We start from the raw sequence: 17867 nt of genomic DNA on the forward strand, positions 1-17867 counted from the left end.
ATTTATGTTCGGTACGTATTTGAGATATCAAACAAAATCACTTCGCCGCAAAGGTATTACAACTGGCGAGATTACCCGAATCAAACCCCGTCTTAAACCATTTCACCCGCTGCGCCGAACTACCGTGGGTAAAAGCATCGGGCTGTACAGCGCGACCCGCCATCTGTTGCAAGCGATCGTCACCCACAGCACTGGCGGCGGCAATGCCTTCCGCTAAATCTCCCGCTTCAAGTAAATTAAGTTGTTGATTGGCATAATGCCCCCAAATCCCCGCGTAACAATCTGCCTGTAATTCAAGTGCAACACTCAATTGATTAGCCTGTACTTTACTGCCAGATTGCTGGGCTTGGCGCACCTTAGTGCTAGTGCCCAGCAGGTTTTGCACATGGTGGCCTACTTCGTGGGCAATCACATAGGCAAAGGCAAAATCGCCGGGCGCGCCTAAGGTTTTAAGCTCATCAAGAAAGCTGAGATCGATATATACCTTGCTATCGGCAGGGCAATAGAAAGGCCCAGACTGCGCCTGTCCCATACCGCAGCCAGTGGAGGTCATATTGCGATAAAGCACTAACTTAGGCTCTCGATATTGCCCTTTGAGTAACTGGCCCCAAACGGTTTCTGTGGTGCCTAAAATGGCCGCCACAAACTGGGCATTTTCATCCTGTACCGCGGTCGTTGAGCTAGATTGGGATTGTCTAAGATTAGCTTGAGTGCTCGGGTCGAGTGACAGGCCACCAGTAAAATACTGGAACGCGAAATAAATGCCGCCGATGAGCAACACCACACGGCCAAGTTTGGTTCTCAGTAAAAAGGGCAAGAACCTGAGTAACAAAGCACTCGGCACGCCCGCTGATGCCATTTGCTGACCGCGTCTGTCTTCGATATTGGAGCTTCTGTCAGTGTCACGCCAGCGCATCGCATTCCTTCACTCTGTAGTTAAAAGCACTCGTTAAACCGCTATTAAAATCGCTTAGATGCACAGCTCTATTTCGGATTTGCACTCTAGCGCCTAGTGGTTAAGAATCTAGTGATTAAGAGTCTAGTGGTTATTTCGCTTGTGTATCGCCTGTGGGCCCGTCTTTCAGTGAGCGTAAAAACAATCCCAAACCACCAAAGGCCAAAACGAGGATCACGATAAGTTCAAAGGCCGACATGGATTTAAAGTGGAATTGAATCGAGCTGATAACCCCCACAATCAGAGCAGTTAGCGAACCTAAACTCAGCAGCCAAGCTAACTTACTCTTAGCGTCAAAAAACACCATCACAATGCCGATAATAAACGGTAGCATCACCATGCCTGTGGTGATCGACATGCCTTGCCCAAAGGCATTCACTCGATATAAACCATAGCCCAGTCCAAAGCTAGAGCTCACTTGTATTGCATTGAACAATAGATAAAATCCGCCACACATCATGGCCAGACCCATAAAAAATTGTCCTGTCCCACCCTGTGTTCCGCCCGCACCTTTCATAGATATCCTTTCTAAATTAACGATTTTTGAGTGGCTTGTTCTATGGCCGTTTTCAGCCGTTGTTTTTCTTCCGCTGCTTTTGCCTTTTGGTACTCGTCGAGATTTTTATCCACCTCGACGACACAGCGCTGTTTATCTCGCATAGGCTCATAGGGATCGACATCAGTTCTGGCAGAACACGCTAATTCGGCGCAGCCAGACGTCAACAAAGTAGAGCACAAGACCAGCATAATCAACGGGATTTTCATCATCAAGTACGCCTCAGCGGATCACAAAAATAACACATTTTATCCACCAGCAAGGAGCATATTGCCAATCCCACGCGCAGGCTCAGTAATCTCAAGCTTATTCGCGCCCTATGTTGACATAAATTACGCTAAGGCCAACACTCAATGGTGAATTTTTATACCCATATACGACGCACTACCGTGGCTTAAATAAGGCTCTGCAATCTAAGTGCAGACGCTAAAGTTAACATAAGGAATGCCCTTGAATACTCTATTGATTGGGAAAGGTGATCAACAGGTTCACTTAAATCTTAAGTATGCTAATCGTCATGGATTAATTGCCGGCGCCACAGGGACAGGCAAAACCGTGTCGCTAATGAGCCTAGCCGAAGGTTTTTCGCGCCAAGGCGTGCCGGTTTTCATCACGGATGTTAAAGGTGATATCTCGGGTCTTGCGATGGCGGGCACTCCAAGTGAAAAGCTGTTACAAAGGGCGGCGCAAATTGGTATAGAGGACTATCACAACGAAGCTAACCCTGTGGTGTTATGGGATTTAGCGGGCATTCAAGGCCATCCACTGCGTACCACCATCAGCGAAATGGGCCCAACCTTACTCAGTCGAATTTTAGAATTAAATGACACCCAAAGCGACATCTTAGACATAGTATTTCAACTGGCGGACGACCAAGGGTTATTACTGCTCGACTTAGATGATCTGCGGGCCATGCTTGCTTTGGTTGCCGAGGAGCGCAAAGAAGTCTCGGCCAAATATGGTTTGATCAGCGCCCAATCCCTCGCGGCGATTCAGCGCTCAGTGCTAGGACTTGAGCGCGATGGCGGCAAAGACTTTTTTGGCGAACCCGCGTTACAGCTTGAAGATTTAATGCGCACCAATTTACAGGGGCGCGGCATCATCAATTTGTTAGCGGCTAATAAGCTGATTTTAACACCCCGTTTATACTCGAGTTTTTTACTTTGGCTACTGTCAGAATTATTTGAGAATTTGCCCGAAGTCGGCGATCCCGAAAAACCTAAACTCGTGTTCTTTATCGACGAAGCACATTTACTCTTTGAGGGTTGCCCACCTAGTTTATTAAAACGCGTCGAACAGATCATGCGCCTTATTCGCTCAAAAGGCGTAGGCGTTTATTTTTGCTCGCAATTTCCTGATGATGTGCCGGGCGAAATTCTCGGGCAATTAGGCAATCGCATTCAACATGCCCTGCGAGCTTACACGCCAAGGGATCAAAAGGCCGTTAAAACCGCCGCAGAAACCTTTGTGCCTAACCCCAAACTGGTAGTCAGTGAGGTTATTTCCCAGCTCGGCGTGGGCGAAGCCTTAGTGTCTATGCTGGCGGACAAGGGCGTGCCAACTATGGTAGAGCGCGCACTCATAGCACCGCCGCGTTGTCGCATGGGACCCGCCACGAGTGAGGAATTACACCAAGTCCGCGCCCAAAGCCCGATTGGTGGCAAATACGATCATGCCATCAACCGCGAATCGGCCTACGAACTGCTTAACCAAAGACGTACCGGCGTTGCCACCAGCAACCCCACATCCACAGCAAGTGATACAGCAAATGATGGCCAAACAGGTCAAAAAGCCGAAGAACAAGGTTGGTTCAGTGAACTCATTTTTGGCAATAAACGCCGCCAAGGTTTAGCAGAGACCTTGTCAAAGCAAGCGGCACGCACTGTCGGCAGCCAATTAGGCAAACAAATTTTGCGCGGCATATTAGGCGGGATTTTAGGTAAATCGAGTCGACGCTAGGCATATAGTGCTAAGTGAAGTTTTGGTTCGAGCCCACTCATTCGATCGCACAAAATGACAAACTCGAATGAAAATAGGAGTACAGTGTTATAGATCGCACATTTCTTATACAGGTTAACGCTAGCATTAGCGTTAATTATTCTAAGTGATAGATGGATCATGGTACGAAATTCGGTGATAAGATTATTTTGCTGTAATCGCTCATTGAGGCAAATAAATTCACAGATAATTATCAATGATTTTAAATATTTGTAATTTTAAAATGTTGTAATTCGAGATCAAAATTTCGCTTCAATCAGGACATCATGGAACAGGTTCAATTGAGTACGGCTTACATGATTAGCCTGATGAATAACCAAAGAGTACATGGAGTTTTATATGAGTAAAGAGCAAAAAAACCGTAAAGAATCGAAGAAACAACCGCTGTTGTCTGCTAAAGAAAAGAAAGCAGCAAAACACGCGAAAAATGCCACTAAAGGTTTCTTAGATAACACTAAATAGTGTCTTATTATTCAAAGGTTCATCCTCAAATAACACAAATAGGGTTAACTCAGGTTAGCCCTTTTTATTGTGCATTTTTCCTTAAACCGACCTCGTTAAGCCCCACGATACCGCCGCCTCAAATCTTCGTTTTATGATGCAAAAGTAGCAGCTATCGACTATAGCCTAATTGACCTTTTTCAGGTTTTATGTAGTTATATTCAGCAGGCTAAGGTATTCCAAGCTCGAAAGACCCTACATAACATTATAAAAAATAAGGATATTTCACAATGAAAATCAAAAAACGTTTTGTCGCCGTCGGCGCTGCCGTGACACTCACACTCAGTGCCGCCGCGATGGCCGCCGCACCCGCTTTTATTAACATACTCACGGGTGGCACCAGTGGCGTGTATTACCCTATTGGTGTTGCCCTGTCGCAACTCTATGGCACAGGAATCGAAGGCTCTAAAACTTCAGTTCAAGCGACGAAAGCCTCGGTAGAAAACCTCAATCTACTGCAAGCGGGTCGTGGCGAATTAGCGCTCGCGCTAGGTGACTCAGTCGCAGCCGCTTACCAAGGTGATATTGATGCGGGCTTTAAAACGCCACTGGATAAAATCCGTGTGCTCGCCTCTGCTTACCCTAACTACATTCAAATTGTTGCCAATAAAGAGTCTGGCATTAAAACCTTGGCCGATTTAAAAGGGAAACGTATCTCTGTCGGCGCACCTAAATCGGGTACCGAGCTCAATGCCAGATCAATTTTTAAGGCGGCCGGTTTAAGCTACGAAGACATGGGTAAGGTCGAATTTTTACCTTATGCAGAATCCGTTGAACTCATCAAAAATCGTCAGTTAGACGCGACCTTGCAATCTTCTGGTCTCGGTATGGCAGCCATCCGCGACTTAGCCGCGACTATGGCGATCAACTTTGTTGAAATTCCAGAGGATGTGATCGCTAAGATTAACAACCCTGCCTATCAACACGGCGTGATCCCAGCATCGACCTATGAAGGCCAAACCACTGACGTTTCTACCGTTGCCATTCAAAACCTGCTGGTAACGCAAAGCGGCGTATCGGACGATTTAGCCTATCAAATGACTAAGATCATGTTCGAGCACTTAGATCGTCTCGGTAACGCGCACTCAGCCGCTAAATCTATTAGCTTAGAGAAAGCGACGAAAAATCTGCCGATACCGCTACATCCAGGTGCAGAACGTTATTACAAAGAAGTAGGCGCACTCTAAGTTTTGCTGATATCTGTGCACCCTAATTCCAAACTAAGCGATCGAGATGCCGTTGAATAACGGCATCTTTTTATATCCAAACAGCCTCAAACGGTAGAATTCAGTCATTGATGCGCCTTGAATTGAAGCGGATCTGAAACTCGTATATTGAGGTAACTTGGGTATATATATCGCCCTCTGTAGTCTAATGCTGTGAGGCATAATATGAGTGATCCCCAACAAGGTCTCAGCGCTAATACTGGCGATTGGCCCAAGGCGCTATTCTATACCGCCTTAATTTTTTCTATTTTTCAAATCATCACTGCCGCTTTTCATCCCGTGTCGACGCAAGTGCTGCGCGCCACCCATATTGGCTTTTTGCTGCTCGTGGTGTTTTTGAGTTATCCCGCCAGAGGTAAATCACAACCTTGGCAACCGCTCGCTTGGCTACTCGGTTTAGCAGGCATGGCAACGGCGGCTTATCAGTGGTATTTCGAAGCCGACTTAATTCAACGTTCTGGCGAGCTGACCGATGCGGACATGGTGATAGGTATCACTTTGATCGTATTGGTATTTGAAGCGGCGCGCCGAGTCATGGGCTGGGCACTACCTATTATCTGTGGCATCTTTTTGGCCTATGGCTTATTGGGTCAATACCTACCAGGCGATTTGATGCACCGCGGCTATGGCTTCGATCAAATTATCAACCAATTAGCCTTCGGCACCGAAGGCTTGTACGGCACACCAACCTATGTGTCGGCGACGTATATTTTCCTGTTTATTCTTTTCGGCTCCTTTTTAGAACAAGCCGGGATGATCCGTTTGTTTACCGACTTTGCCATGGGATTGTTCGGCCACAAGCTCGGCGGCCCTGCTAAAGTCGCAGTGGTGTCATCGGCGCTTATGGGGACGATTACCGGCTCAGGAGTGGCAAACGTCGTCACCACAGGCCAATTTACCATTCCATTGATGAAACGATTTGGCTATCGCTCCGCCTTCGCCGGTGGCGTGGAAGCGACATCGAGTATGGGCAGCCAGATCATGCCGCCGATCATGGGCGCGGTGGCCTTTATCATGGCCGAAACCATTAACGTGCCCTTTATCGAAATCGCTAAAGCGGCGTTAATCCCCGCACTGCTTTATTTCTGCTCAGTATTCTGGATGGTGCACTTAGAGGCCAAACGCGCCAATCTTTGTGGCCTGCCCAAAGATCAATGTCCCGATCCTTGGGCGGCGATTAAAGAACGCTGGTATCTCCTTATCCCCTTGTTTATTTTGGTCTACTTGCTGTTTTCGGGCAGAACGCCGCTGTTCTCTGGCATGGTAGGGTTAGCCCTCACCTCGATAGTGATCTTAGGCTCAGCCATCGTCCTGCGGTTGTCTTCAATGGCGATGCGGATTGCCTTTTGGATTGCCCTTGGGGTGTTATGTGCTGGCTTCTTCCAACTCGGGATCGGAGTCGTGTTTGGGGTTATCGCCCTGCTAGTCGCCATTTGTTGGTTTATTAAGGGCGGCAAAGAAACCCTCACAGTTTGCTTACACGCGCTGGTTGAAGGCGCGCGTCATGCTGTGCCTGTGGGTATTGCCTGCGCCTTAGTGGGCGTGATTATCGGCATAGTGTCACTCACAGGGATTGCTTCAACCTTCGCGAGCTACATTCTCGCCGTTGGCCAAGATAACCTGTTCTTGTCACTCGTGTTGACTATGATCACTTGCCTAGTACTCGGCATGGGGATCCCGACGATTCCTAACTACATTATTACCAGCTCAATAGCCGCACCCGCATTGCTCGACCTAGGCGTACCCTTGATTGTGTCGCATATGTTTGTGTTTTATTTCGGCATCATGGCCGATCTCACCCCGCCCGTTGCCTTGGCCTGCTTTGCCGCAGCGCCGATTGCGAAGGAATCCGGACTTAAGATCAGTCTCTGGGCGATTCGGATCGCCATTGCCGGTTTTGTGATCCCCTTTATGGCGGTTTACGATCCAGCCTTGATGCTCCAAGGTGATAGCTTATTAGCGACGGGCTTTGTGGTGCTGAAGGCAACGGTCGGTATTGGTATTTGGGGGGTGATTTTTACCGGATATCTACTACAAAAACTCTATTGGTGGGAACGCGTTATCGGCTTCCTTGCGGGGGCAAGTTTGATCCTTGCGACGCCATTGAGTGATGAAATCGGCTTTGGACTCGCGCTGTTGTTTATCGTGCAGCACAGCTGGCGCGCGCGCAAACTCAAACGTCTGGCAGAGCAAGGATAAACCCTTGGGATTGTCAGTCGTTAATAAGTCTAAGGTAAAGCTATGCTAGGCCTATGTTTAGGCCTAGCAGGTACCCTGTGGGCGCAAGTGCCCACAGAGCACTTCACCTTGGCATGGAACCACACCATAGAGAAAATCCGCTGGGAGGAAGACTATCACGTCACGCCTCAAGGCTTAGTGCTGGTCGAAGCGAGAGTAAAAGGCACAGGTGCAGGCATGGACATCCCAGATGATGCCTATCTTAAAAATGGCAGCTGGCATTATCGGCCTAAGCTACCCACTCTGCCTAAATTACGTTTAGGCCGTACACCCGAGGCGGGAGATTTTGATATTTGTTTTGCGCAGGCTTCTGGCAAGGTGCAATGCCAAGCCATGAGTCATTGGATTGGTCAGCCGAACAAGCAAGATGCCGCCGTTGAGGTGTGGGGTTGTGAACAGGCAAATGTCGCGCCTATTGATGTTCGCTAGGCGGGTAAATGACGGGCGGGTTAAGGGTTAGCAATCATCAGCTTGCTGATAAAAGCGATAACCATTTTTCCCTTGGTGTTTCACGCGATACATAGCAGCATCCGCGCGATCGCAGCTTTTGGCAAAACTATCACCATAGCTAAATATATCGATACCGATACTCAGACCTATCTCCACGTCACAACCTTCAAGCAAAAAGCCCTGTCGATAAACATCGAGCAAGGATTGTGCAAGCATACCTAAAGATTCAATATCCGAGGACGGCAGTATGATCACAAACTCATCGCCACCTAGTCGAGCGATCTTCGCTAACTCACCCGAGTGAGACACTAATGTATGCGCCACATGCACCAATAAATTGTCGCCAAACTTATGGCCGTGACGGTCATTTAAGGCTTTAAAACCATCTAAATCGATAAAGAATAATGCGCCGCGCATCTCAGGTTGCAAACACTCATCGAACGCTTTGGCTATGGCTTGGCGATTCATTAAGTTGGTGAGGGGATCGCTGTGAGCTAACAGTGCCAGATCAAGTTCGTAGCGTTTTTCTTGAGTGATATCGATATGACTGCCCATCATCCGCAGCGGCGTGCCATCGGCAAAACGCTCAACAATGCGCCCACGGTCAGACACCCAAGTGACGCTGCCATCTTTATGCAGCATTCTGTGTACTGCCTGATAGTAATCGGACTTGCCACTGACATGATCATCAAAGGCTTTTATCACCCATGCTTTATCTTCTGGGTGTAACTTACTTTTCCAGATATCAACGTGGGCGGCTAATTCTTCAGGACTAAAACCGAGCATTTCGCCCCAGCGCATATTGAAAATGGTTAAATTCCCGCTTGGAATATGCTGTTCCCACAGGCATAAACCATTGCCATCGAGGGCGGCAAACAGTTTTTCTTCGGCACGACGATTCAACGCCGTTAACTGGGCGTTTTCGCGTTTGAGCTGAGCAATTTCAGCCTGAAGTTGCTTGATGTGTTCTGCTGCCGTATCCGATGCCACGAAAAATCTCTTTCATTAAAGCGGGAAATCTTGTCCAGTGTAAAACACTCAATGCCGAAGCAAGATCGCGAGGAGTGCAAGATGAGCCAAAATCATATTGGCTCAATCGAGCTTACACAGACTATCGCTATCATGCCACGCTTAGTCGCGCGTCAGCACTTCAAGCAATTCAATCTCAAAGGTGAGATCAGAATTTGGTTTAATATGCGCACCGACTTGGCGCTCGCCATAGGCTAAATGAGCTGGCACTAACAACTTACGTTTGCCACCGACTTTCATCCCCATAATGCCTTGGTCCCAGCCTTTAATCACACGACCAGTGCCAATTACACATTGAAACGCCTGACCGCGATCATAGGATGAATCGAATTGGGTGCCATCCTGCAAAAAACCACGGTATTGGGTGGTGATCAGCGCGCCTTTTACCGCTTCTTTTCCTTCACCCACTTGCAGATCGATTACTTCTAATTCGGTCATTTCTTCACTCTCTTTTCTTTTCGTACTTAATAAATGGTGCGATATTCAACTTTGCGCAAGATTTTATCACCGACGACCACGCTTGTCGGCGCTATTGCCACATTTCTGCGGCTCGGTTCACTGCTTTATTCTTGAGAATAAGGTCACCATGGGCGAGATAATCATCACTCAGCCTTTAAATAACCGTCCATTAGCCCAATATATTAGCCGTATAGACATTTTATTTTGGAACTTTGCCATGATTATTGCCTGCCCCCATTGCGATACGTTAAACCGCGTTCCCGATGAGCGTGTAAACCAGCAACCTACTTGCGGTAAATGTAAGCTCAGTGTCTTTACGGCTGCGCCGATTGAACTCACTAGCGCAAACTTTGCCAACCATGCCAATAAATCTGAGCTTCCCCTAGTCGTTGATTTTTGGGCCAGCTGGTGTGGCCCCTGTAAAAGTTTTGCCCCGGTATTTTCCGCGGCAGCTAAGACGTGGGAGCCTCAATTTCGCTTCGGCAAAATCAATACTGAAGAACAGCAAGCCCTTGCGGCGCAATTTAATATTCGATCGATTCCCACTCTTATGATTTTTAAGCAAGGGAAAATACTCGCGCAGCAAGCGGGCGCTTTACCTCAGTCAGCCTTAAATCAATGGTTAAAAAGCCATAGTTAATCGCAGATAACTTTTTCGCGCCCATAAAAATACCCAGACTCGCTGGGTATTTTGTTTTACGTGGATCTCAATCTACTGACATCAGATATCCCAAAAAACATGGGCGATAATGCCTAGCACTATCATGCTGATAAAGTTGATGATCATACCTACTCGCACCATTTCCGATTGCTTGATATGGCCAGAACCATAAACGATCGCATTGGGCGGCGTTGCCACTGGCAGCATAAAGGCGCAGGATGCGGCAATACCAATCAGCACAGATAACATCACAGGCGATACGCCTAATGCCTCGGCAATCGCTGCAAATACAGGCACTAACAGTGCGGCGCTGGCGGTGTTACTGGCAAACTCGGTCAGCATCACCACAAAGGCTATCACAGCAAAGACAAACAACGACATGTGCGTACTGCCGAAAATATCTGTCATCCAGTGGGCTAAAAACACGCTAGTGCCTGTGGTTTTCAGTACTGCGCTTAGCGTTAAACCGCCACCAAACAATATCAGCACACCCCAATCTGTGGTCGATTCAATCTTCTTCCAGCCAACTAACCCTAAGCCCGCGAGCAAAACAACCGCGCCTAACGCCACTATGGTATCGAACTGAGTGATGCCACCTAATGCTTTGGCTAATGGCACACTGAAAATCCAGCAACATACTGTCGCGAGGAAAATAAGCAGGGTGAATTTACCTTGGAACGTCAGCTTCTGCGCTTCAACTTGCACATCGAACTTGGCAGAAAGATCCGGCTTAAAATACCAATACAAGGCAATCAACATTAATGGCAACATGAGGATAACGGTCGGAATACCAAACTTGAGCCAATCACTAAAACTCAAGCCAACTTGCGCCGCAGCAATCGCATTCGGTGGGCTGCCCACTAAAGTACCGATACCGCCGATGTTGGCCGAATAAGCAATCCCGAGCAGTAAAAACACATAAGTACTGTGATATTTTTCGCGGTCTAGTTGCTGCAAAATCCCGAGTGCCAATGGCAGCATCATCGCCGTGGTGGCGGTATTACTGATCCACATAGAGAGCAGCGCAGTTACCCCAAACAGCATAAAGCAAGCGATACTGAGTCTGCCCTTAGAGGCTAACAACAACTTTTGTGCGATTAAGGTATCAATCTTTTGATGGTGCAAGGCCGCAGCCAGTACGAAGCCGCCGAAGAATAAATAAATGATGGGATTAGCAAAGCTACTCATTGCTTCCTTGGTTTCAAACACCCCAAAGAATACCGCGAGTATAGGCACGAGAATCGCAGTGATACTGATGTGGATCGCTTCGGTCAACCAAAGAATGCCAGCGAAAACCAGAATCGCCAGACCCGTATTCACCCCTTGTTCAAAGGGTAAGCCGTAATAGAGTGCAAATAACAGCACAATATCCGCCGCTAGGATCAGCATTTTCTTTTTATCGAGCCCCTCGCTGACGGGAGCTTTGTGAGGTGGAACAGTACTTGGATCTGTTGATGACATGGTTACAACCTTAATACCATTTTATTTTGACGCAAATTTAGGGCATAGATCACACTTGGCAAAGCGGTTTATTTTGTAATTTTATCACCCAGCAACAACATTTATTGCTGAGGCAGCGCGCAGAAATAGCCGATCCGCGACAATAATCACCAAATTCTGATCGACACCTTTGTTTTTAATTTTCAAACGAGCAAAGTTCGAACAAAACCTCACCCATGCTGTAATTTTATTAATGTTTAAAACTGCGATATAGATCACGCCATGCTTTCTACCAAGGTGATAAACAGCCAATTCATCATACCTTCTTATTATTTGTAGGATTCGGTATGAGCCTCCAAATTTGGCACTAAGTTGAATGTGTTTGGCGATAAATCGAATATAGCTGTCGTTGAACAAGCACTAAAACAGCGATGCAGTGAAAGCAAGCGACCAACACAAACCAATTGCAACAAAGCAACATAGAAAACCCAATATCCACATGAATAATAAACACAAATATTATTCACCACCACAGTCAATCTAACTCACTTTACCCTGCTAGCGATCCAGCCTAAAGTCGCGACCGCAACCCTGCCCGCTGTATAATATTTGTCTGTTTTCGGAACCGCCCGTGGAAAAAATTGCCTTAACTCAGTCGGCTCAAAAGCCCAGTCTTTTCGTCCCCGTTGCAGGGTTAAGTTTGTTTGCTTTGGCATCTGGCTACTTGATGAGCTTAATCCCACTGTCACTCACTTTTTTCGAACTCAGCACTTCACTTGCCCCATTACTTGCCAGTATTTTTTATTTAGGCTTACTGCTGGGAGCGCCTTGTATTGCTCCCATTGTTTCCCGTATCGGTCACAGTAAAGCCTTTATCCTTTTTTTGAATATCCTGCTTTGCAGCGTTGTCGCTATGATATTAATCCCCAAAAGTGGCGTCTGGTTAGCCTCTCGACTCGTCGCGGGATTTGCGGTTGCAGGGATTTTTGTGGTGGTTGAATCATGGCTATTAATGGCCGATACCCAAAAGCAACGCGCTAAGCGGCTTGGGCTTTACATGACAGCGCTTTATGGCGGTACTGCCATAGGACAATTAGCCATAGATTATTTAGGTACAAAGGGCAATCTACCTTACCTAGTGGTCATGGGATTATTAGCCGCGGCAAGTTTACCTGTGTTATTGGTAAAACGTGGTCAACCTCAGGTAAGCGAACAACAGTCAATGTCATTGTCTGCACTAAAAAACCTAAGTCAGCCTGCCATTATGGGATGTTTAGTCTCTGGATTATTGCTCGGCCCTATCTATGGGTTACTGCCCATTTATGTGGCACTGGATATGGGGCTTGATCAGCAAACAGGACAATTTATGGCCCTCATCATAGTGGGTGGCATGCTAGTACAGCCTTTAGTCAGTTATTTATCTCCTAAATTTAATAAGAGTGGCTTGATCGTGAGCTTTAGCCTACTGGGCGTCGCGGCATTATTACTACTTAGTCAGCATTCAAGTATGACGCTGATTATTGGATTTCTATTGCTTGGCGCCAGCGCTTTTGCCCTTTACCCGATTGCAATCAGCCTAGCTTGTGACAACTTGCCTGCTAGCCAAATGGTTTCAGTGGCGCAAGTGATGCTGCTGAGCTATTCGGTGGGGTCAGTAATAGGGCCATTAGTTGCCAGCAGCTTTGGCCAAACGGAGTTCGGCTTACTCATTTATTTAGGCATATGCTGTATTCTGAGCAGTATTTACATTTTTGCTCAATTACTTATTAACACTAAGCCCAGTTTTTCTTCGCCTTAAAAGCCCCATAAAACACCTTGCACTGCTACTTAATAGGTAGGCACTCAATAAGCCGCCACTTAATGAACGGCATGTTCATCGAGTGGCTCAAATAGAAACACCTGCGCTAAAATCAACACAAAAAGAGCAGCAAGATGATTCTCAAAGGTCATTAAGTTAGAAAATATAATAAAATCAACACGCTTAGTTTTAACATTTATACAGAGCAGTTGCTTATCCTCCCTGAGTCGCGATAATACCGCTTACCCGTGCTCACTGCTCTGCCTGAGATTTTTCACTATGCGCCTCGATAAATTCCTCTGTAAAAGCACAGATCTTGATCGTGATGCAGCAAGTGTCGCCATTATTAACGGCTCAGTCACAGTCAATGGCGCTATCGCGACAGACTGCGCGATGCAAGTGCATGAAAATAATGCCATCTGCTTTAATGGAAAGCCGCTAGCGCCACGTCCATCCCGCTATTTCATGTTGCACAAACCCGCCGATACCTTGTGTTCGAATGTCGATGGCGCCTACCCTTCGCTGTTTCATCTGCTCGATATTGAGCGTGCATTTGACCTACACATCGTTGGTCGCTTAGATGCCGATACCACGGGCTTAGTGCTACTCACAGACGATGGCCGCTGGTCGTTTAATATTATCTCGCCTCAATATCAGTGCGAAAAAGTCTATCGCGTAACACTACGAGATCCACTCGACAGCGAGGCGACTGCAGCCATAGCCGCAACGTTTGCCGCAGGGCTGCAATTACAGGGCGAAACCGCCCTCACTCTGCCAGCAACACTGCAGCAAGTGGATAAAAAAACCGTGTTACTCACGCTCACCGAAGGCAAGTTTCATCAAGTGAAAAGGATGTTCGCCGCCGTGGGCAATAAAGTGATTGCCCTGCACAGAGCGCAAATTGGCGCAGTGGTCTTAGATGTGGACATTGGAGAATGGCGCGAGTTAACCTTAGCTGAGATAGACTCCTTCACGGCCTAAGCTTTTATAGCAGAACAATTTACAGCACTCATTTCAGTGTTGTTCATTCAATCATTCCTACAAAGTCATACCTACAAACAGCCTTGAGCTGGGTACTGAATTCCATCACTAAGGCGCAGCAAATACATCGCATGTCCCGTCATTCCGACAGTTATCGAATTGTTGCCACCACTTCACCATTCAGTTACATTGCTTTTTAAAACACAGCTCACTTAGCCGCCTTGTTGAAGGCTAATCGAGCACCATACCTGACTCACACTTTATCGATACTGTTACCAGCAAAGGAAGCTAAATGATTAAAAATGAACTCAATCTACCGAGCTCAATCGGCCTCAGCAAGATTATTCCCATCGTTATTCTGTTAATCCTCTTTATCTCTTTATTTGGCAGTTGGTATACGGTTGACCAAGGTGAACGTGGCGTACTGCTGCGCAACGGTAAAGTTATCGGAACTGCAGAACCTGGGCTTGGTTTTAAGATCCCACTGATAGACACTGTGGTGAAGATTTCTACCCAAACGCACACTACCAGTTATACCTCGCTGCAAGCCTATAGCCGCGATCAGCAACCCGCGACACTTAACGCATCGGTGACGTTTAGCGTACCGCCAGACCGCGTCGAAGAAGTGTATGCTAACTTCAAAAGTATCGATGCCATGGTCACGCGCCTGCTCGACAGGCAAGTGCCGACTCAGGTTGAAAACATCTTCGGTAAATACACGGCGATTTCTGTGGTACAAGAGCGGATCAAATTCGGTATTGATGTGACCAGCGCGATCACTAACTCGATCAAAGGTCCGGTGGAAATTAACTCAGTGCAGATTGAGAATATCGACTTTTCCAACGCCTATGAAAAATCCGTCGAAGACAGAATGCGCGCCGAAGTCGAAGTGCAAACTCAACTGCAGAATCTAGAAAAAGAACGCGTCAGCGCGCAAATCGCCGTCACTCAAGCGCAAGCACAGGCCGACTCGCAATTGGCCCGCGCCAAGGCTGAAGCCGAAAGTATTCGTATCAAAGGTGATGCAGAAGCCTCTGCGATTAAGAGCCGCGCCGAAGCGCTGGCACAAAATCAAAACTTAGTTGAATTAACCAAAGCGGAAAAGTGGGACGGCAAACTACCGACGACCATGCTGCCGACAGGCACTCTGCCCTTTATCGATGTGAAAAAAGGCAACTAATCTTAGGTTTAGCCCGAGCAAAAACATAAATCGACAATAAAAAATCCCAATGTTAGCCCTAACACTGGGATTTCTATTTAATCGATAATTTAGCGGAATATGAACCGATTAAGAACAGCAATCGTTGCGGCGGATCCAGCTTCTAGGGATCTTTTCAAACACCACTTTTGCCATGAGTAACGCCAGCACTATGCCAGAGGTTGCCACTAGCCACTGAGGTAACATTTGGTGCTGCTCACCAATCTGTGGCATCACCACAAAGCCAAAGCTATCCACCAGATAATTGACCAATATGCCCGCGACTAAGGCCACGCCAATCACGCCACCCAAGTATCCCCACAACGCACGTTTGCCTAACTCTTTAGCAACCACACCTAAGGTGGCGATATTAGTCGCAGGACCCGCCATCATAAACACTAAGACGGCGCCCGGTGACACACCCGCCAACAATAGTCCGGCAGCAATCGGTGTCGAGGCAGTAGCGCAGATATACATAGGCACAGAGACCAACACCATCACTAACATGGCTAAGATACCGTCGCCCCATTGCGCTAAAAAGTCTGCAGGGACATAGGTTTGTACCAGTGCTGCGAAGAATAAACCCACCAGCAGCCACAAGGTAGTGTCACGCACTAAATCCGTTGCCGCATATTTAAGACCAATACCGACACGGCTTAATACGGATTGCGACTTTAACTCAGTCGCCATATCTTGAGTCGAGGCGCAGCAGCTATCCGCTTCACCTTGGGTTTGAGAACCATGGCCGTGAGCACTGTGATCATGTGTTCCAGACTCGGCAGTGTTTGAAGTGCCGCAACAGGCGCCCTTTTTTACCACAAGGATTTTCTCAGGGGTGACAGATTCAGCTGCTTTACTAGCGCAGCATGAAGCTGTTTTCTCAGCTTTTATCACACCGACGTTCGCAACACTGCCGCCATGAGCCGTCATTAAGCTCGGCGCGGTGGTCATTAAGCTAGACGTTGCAGCCACAGGCGTCATTTTGATCGCACTCTTAGGCTCAGTCTTCTGCTCAGTATGACTTTCATTGCCGCAGCAGGATGCAGCCGCTTTAATAGGCGCTAAAGTTGGCTCTTTAGTTGATGAGCAACAGCTTTTAACCGGTTCGGCTTTAATAGCTGGGGACTGACTCGCCGATTTCGACGCACAGCAGGCCGCCACGGGTACGTCGCTAGCTGACTTGGACTCTGACTTAACCGCAGGCTTGCCATCGTCGTCATCGCGGCCAACGAGTAAGCCAGCCACAATCGCACTGGTAATCGCTGCAATCGGTCTGACAATCGCCATAAAGGGGCCGAGTAACACGTAGGAAACTGCGATTGAATCGACGCCTGTTTCTGGCGTCGACACTAAAAAGGAGGTAGTTGCCGCTTTAGAGGCTCCTGAACGGCGTAACCCTACCGCCGCAGGAATCACGCCACAAGAACACAAAGGTAATGGTGCACCGAGCAGCGCCGCCTTTACCACAGTTTTAAAACCGTGACCGCCGAGCTGCTTTTGCATCCACACCATTGGCACGAATACTTTTAATAGCCCAGCCAGGATCAGGCCCAATAACAACCAAGGCGCCGAGTCTAAAAACAGATCAATAAAATTCTTCAGTAACATAATTAATTCCCTGACTCATCATGGATTGTTTTGCCGTGAGTATGCTGATGCGACTCATTTTGATGTGCTTTGTGCTGATTTCCATCGTGAGAATGATGCTCAACACGTACCCGCTCAGTACTGGATTCCAACGCCTCTAGAATCGAGCAATGTTCGGCGCTACGGGGTCCACCACAACAGGCATCGGACAGACTTTGTAAACTGGTTTGAAAATGATTCAGCTCGGCGATTTTGGCCTGCACTTGGGCCAATTTAATATCAACCATACCCTTCACATCGGCGCAGACGCGATTAGATTTATCAAGCTCAATTGAAAGCAATTCACTGATTTCATTGAGGGTAAAACCCACGGCCTTCGCCCGTAAGATAAAACGCAGTCGCGCGGCATCGGCCTCGGTATACACTCGATAGCCTGACTCGGTACGGCTCGACGGCGCGAGCAGACCGTGCTTCTCGTAGAATCTCAACGTGTCGGCTTTCACCTCACACAAATCCGCCAGTTCACCAATACGATACATGTCTTCATCCTTTGCGAAATCGCGCCCAACTCAGGGGGAGTTTCCAGCATACAACTCAATAATGCGAGTATAAACCTTGGAGCCTACTCCAAGGTCAAGGGGTAATTCATACTTTACATAAAGTCGGCCGAGTCACGTCACTTTGTTCTGATATGAATATTGTGAAATCACGCAGAAAAAACACCCGTAAATCGAGTTTTACGTTAGAATACGCGCGCCGTGATGAAGGGATAAAAAGTTAGCTAATAAAG

The 17867-nt window shown here is 47.5% G+C and carries 17 protein-coding genes; 9 read left to right on the forward strand and 8 right to left on the reverse strand.

What is annotated here, in order from left to right:
* Positions 1 to 37: 37 nt before the first annotated feature.
* The 3 genes from ypfJ to AC5YB3_RS09320 all read right to left on the reverse strand — a co-directional run bounded on the left by ypfJ (position 38) and on the right by AC5YB3_RS09320 (position 1723).
* A complete protein-coding gene (ypfJ, locus tag AC5YB3_RS09310; protein WP_494526998.1) occupies positions 38 to 916 on the reverse strand; it encodes a KPN_02809 family neutral zinc metallopeptidase in 879 nt (292 codons plus the stop codon).
* 130 nt (positions 917 to 1046) lie between these two features.
* Positions 1047 to 1472 (reverse strand): hypothetical protein, encoded by a 426-nt coding sequence (locus AC5YB3_RS09315; protein WP_494526999.1) that lies wholly within the window; start codon positions 1470 to 1472, stop codon positions 1047 to 1049.
* 11 nt (positions 1473 to 1483) lie between these two features.
* Positions 1484 to 1723, reverse strand: coding sequence for a hypothetical protein (locus AC5YB3_RS09320; protein ID WP_494527000.1), 240 nt, complete (start codon positions 1721 to 1723; stop codon positions 1484 to 1486).
* Between the two features lie 238 nt (positions 1724 to 1961).
* On the opposite strand from AC5YB3_RS09320, the gene AC5YB3_RS09325 reads away from it, so the two are divergent.
* The 5 genes from AC5YB3_RS09325 to AC5YB3_RS09345 all read left to right on the forward strand — a co-directional run bounded on the left by AC5YB3_RS09325 (position 1962) and on the right by AC5YB3_RS09345 (position 7903).
* Positions 1962 to 3470, forward strand: coding sequence for a helicase HerA-like domain-containing protein (locus AC5YB3_RS09325; protein ID WP_494527001.1), 1509 nt, complete (start codon positions 1962 to 1964; stop codon positions 3468 to 3470).
* Between the two features lie 378 nt (positions 3471 to 3848).
* Positions 3849 to 3971 (forward strand): hypothetical protein, encoded by a 123-nt coding sequence (locus tag AC5YB3_RS09330; RefSeq protein WP_006079924.1) that lies wholly within the window; start codon positions 3849 to 3851, stop codon positions 3969 to 3971.
* A 269-nt stretch (positions 3972 to 4240) separates the two neighbouring features.
* The gene (locus AC5YB3_RS09335) at positions 4241 to 5197 is read left to right on the forward strand and encodes a TAXI family TRAP transporter solute-binding subunit (RefSeq protein ID WP_006079923.1); all 957 of its coding nucleotides are present in this window, start codon (positions 4241 to 4243) and stop codon (positions 5195 to 5197) included.
* Between the two features lie 204 nt (positions 5198 to 5401).
* Entirely contained in the window at positions 5402 to 7435 is a 2034-nt protein-coding gene (locus AC5YB3_RS09340; protein ID WP_006079922.1) for a TRAP transporter permease, read from the forward strand.
* Positions 7436 to 7477: 42 nt separating this feature from the next.
* Complete coding sequence (locus AC5YB3_RS09345) at positions 7478 to 7903, forward strand: DUF1850 domain-containing protein (protein WP_494527002.1); 426 nt, start codon at positions 7478 to 7480, stop codon at positions 7901 to 7903.
* A 27-nt stretch (positions 7904 to 7930) separates the two neighbouring features.
* Here AC5YB3_RS09345 and AC5YB3_RS09350 read toward each other — a convergent pair whose 3' ends face one another.
* The gene (locus AC5YB3_RS09350) at positions 7931 to 8914 is read right to left on the reverse strand and encodes a diguanylate cyclase domain-containing protein (RefSeq protein WP_494527003.1); all 984 of its coding nucleotides are present in this window, start codon (positions 8912 to 8914) and stop codon (positions 7931 to 7933) included.
* Positions 8915 to 9055: 141 nt separating this feature from the next.
* Positions 9056 to 9391: an FKBP-type peptidyl-prolyl cis-trans isomerase gene (locus tag AC5YB3_RS09355; RefSeq protein ID WP_011845636.1), complete on the reverse strand. Its 336-nt coding sequence runs from the start codon at positions 9389 to 9391 to the stop codon at positions 9056 to 9058.
* 238 nt (positions 9392 to 9629) lie between these two features.
* Between AC5YB3_RS09355 and trxC the strand changes: the two genes are divergently transcribed.
* Positions 9630 to 10052 carry a thioredoxin TrxC gene (trxC, locus tag AC5YB3_RS09360; protein WP_086010705.1) on the forward strand — a complete coding sequence of 141 codons (423 nt, stop codon included), beginning with the start codon at positions 9630 to 9632 and terminating at the stop codon, positions 10050 to 10052.
* Positions 10053 to 10133: 81 nt separating this feature from the next.
* Here the strand turns inward: trxC and AC5YB3_RS09365 are convergent, their stop codons facing one another.
* The gene (locus tag AC5YB3_RS09365; protein WP_259561615.1) at positions 10134 to 11534 is read right to left on the reverse strand and encodes a DASS family sodium-coupled anion symporter; all 1401 of its coding nucleotides are present in this window, start codon (positions 11532 to 11534) and stop codon (positions 10134 to 10136) included.
* A 610-nt stretch (positions 11535 to 12144) separates the two neighbouring features.
* Between AC5YB3_RS09365 and AC5YB3_RS09370 the strand changes: the two genes are divergently transcribed.
* The 3 genes from AC5YB3_RS09370 (at position 12145) to AC5YB3_RS09380 (ending at position 15472) form a co-directional block, all read left to right on the forward strand.
* A complete protein-coding gene (locus AC5YB3_RS09370) occupies positions 12145 to 13311 on the forward strand; it encodes an MFS transporter (RefSeq protein ID WP_494527004.1) in 1167 nt (388 codons plus the stop codon).
* A 279-nt stretch (positions 13312 to 13590) separates the two neighbouring features.
* Positions 13591 to 14292, forward strand: a complete 702-nt coding sequence (locus AC5YB3_RS09375; protein WP_432359382.1) for a pseudouridine synthase — start codon at positions 13591 to 13593, stop codon at positions 14290 to 14292.
* 292 nt (positions 14293 to 14584) lie between these two features.
* Positions 14585 to 15472, forward strand: a complete 888-nt coding sequence (locus AC5YB3_RS09380; RefSeq protein ID WP_006079914.1) for a prohibitin family protein — start codon at positions 14585 to 14587, stop codon at positions 15470 to 15472.
* A gap of 108 nt (positions 15473 to 15580) precedes the next feature.
* Here the strand turns inward: AC5YB3_RS09380 and AC5YB3_RS09385 are convergent, their stop codons facing one another.
* Positions 15581 to 17098: a permease gene (locus AC5YB3_RS09385; protein ID WP_494527005.1), complete on the reverse strand. Its 1518-nt coding sequence runs from the start codon at positions 17096 to 17098 to the stop codon at positions 15581 to 15583.
* Positions 17099 to 17100: 2 nt separating this feature from the next.
* Positions 17101 to 17616: a Zn(2+)-responsive transcriptional regulator gene (gene zntR, locus AC5YB3_RS09390; protein ID WP_006079912.1), complete on the reverse strand. Its 516-nt coding sequence runs from the start codon at positions 17614 to 17616 to the stop codon at positions 17101 to 17103.
* Between the last annotated feature and the right edge of the window lie 251 nt (positions 17617 to 17867).

Source organism: Shewanella sp. 1311, assembly GCF_059338235.1.